General features: G+C 60.4%; 2 pseudogenes. One reads left to right on the plus strand and one right to left on the minus strand.

The features are described from left to right. Positions 1-497: pseudogene (gene istB / locus JQ567_RS37930) on the plus strand (IS21-like element IS1631 family helper ATPase IstB); the annotation flags it as partial. A 73-nt stretch (positions 498-570) separates the two neighbouring features. On the opposite strand, the pseudogene JQ567_RS37935 reads toward istB, so the two are convergent. Beyond that, positions 571-1122 (minus strand): annotated as a pseudogene (locus tag JQ567_RS37935) (IS630-like element ISRj1 family transposase); the annotation flags it as partial. Between the last annotated feature and the right edge of the window lie 146 nt (positions 1123-1268).

Consider the following 1268-nt stretch of genomic DNA (forward strand, 5'->3'; position numbering starts at 1 on the left):
TCCACACCCTGGCGTTCATTGCCGCTGGCGAGAACGCTCTGCTTGTTGGCAAACCTGGCACCGGGAAGTCGCACATCGCCAAGGCGATTGCCTATCAGGCGATCCTGCAAAGCCACAAGGTCCAGTATCTTGAGACCGACGACTTCTTCCACCGCTACGCCCTGAACTCTCCGGCACAACGCGAGGTCCGGCTGCGAACCATCATCGACTGCGATCTCCTCGTGCTGGACGATCTATTCCTCGCACGCGCCATCCCCGACGACGCCGGCACTTTGCTGCAGACCCTGATCCATCAGCGTTACAAACTGCGCCGCAGCGTCATCGTCACCTCCAATCGCGTCGTGCAGGATTGGGGGGCATACCTTGGGGACAACACTATGAGCACGACGATCCTCGATCGCCTTATGCATCATTGCCATCTGCTTGAGTTCGACGGACGCAGCTATCGGCTCAAAGAAGCCGCTGAAGCTCTTGCCCGGGAAACAAACTCAAACTAACAGTCCCTTGTCCTGCCTCGCGGGTGGAGGAATTTGACTGACCACACCCGGAGGAATTTGAAGTGACCCGCGGGGCCTGGATCGAGGGCTTCTCGTCCACGCACAGCACAATGGCCTTCGCCGGCGGCGCGACATAGAGGCCGACAACATCGGCGGCTTTGGCCGTAAAGTTCGGGTCGTTGCTCTCGCACCAGGACTTGCGAGCCACCAGGTCAATCTTGTGGCTGCGCAGGAACCGCCAGACATATTGGACATCGACATCGCCCAGCGCCTCGGCCAGCAGGGGGCCGGTCCAGCGCGCAAACCCTTGCGGTGGCGGCTTATCCAGCAGCTTCAGAATCCGCTTGTCGGTCGTCTTCGTATAGATCGGCTGCTTGCCAGGCCGCGGCTTGTCTTGCAGCCCTTCAAGGCCATGGTCGGCATAGCGATGCCGCCAAAGGCTGACAATCCGCGGCTGGACCCCAACTTCCTTGGCGATCGACCGGGTGCTGCGCCCATCCGCCGCCAACAGAACTATCCGCGCCCGCTTCAAATCGCGCTGCAACGTCACCGGTGAGCGACAGCACGCCTCAAGCACCTTGCGATCTTTCCTCGAAAGGTGGACTTCTCTTGCTTCGGGTATCATCCCGACCTTGAATCACGACTCACGTTCCAAGAAAAGTGGGTACTAGCCGCTGGCTGTCCGCCTGTCATGACGCACGGGCAGGGCGGCTTGCCGCCAAAAGAGAGCAACGTCATCGCGTCAGAGCTCGCAGCGGGTGTTGAGCAACG

The organism is Bradyrhizobium sp. AUGA SZCCT0431 (assembly GCF_018131065.1).
Classification (GTDB): domain Bacteria; phylum Pseudomonadota; class Alphaproteobacteria; order Rhizobiales; family Xanthobacteraceae; genus Bradyrhizobium.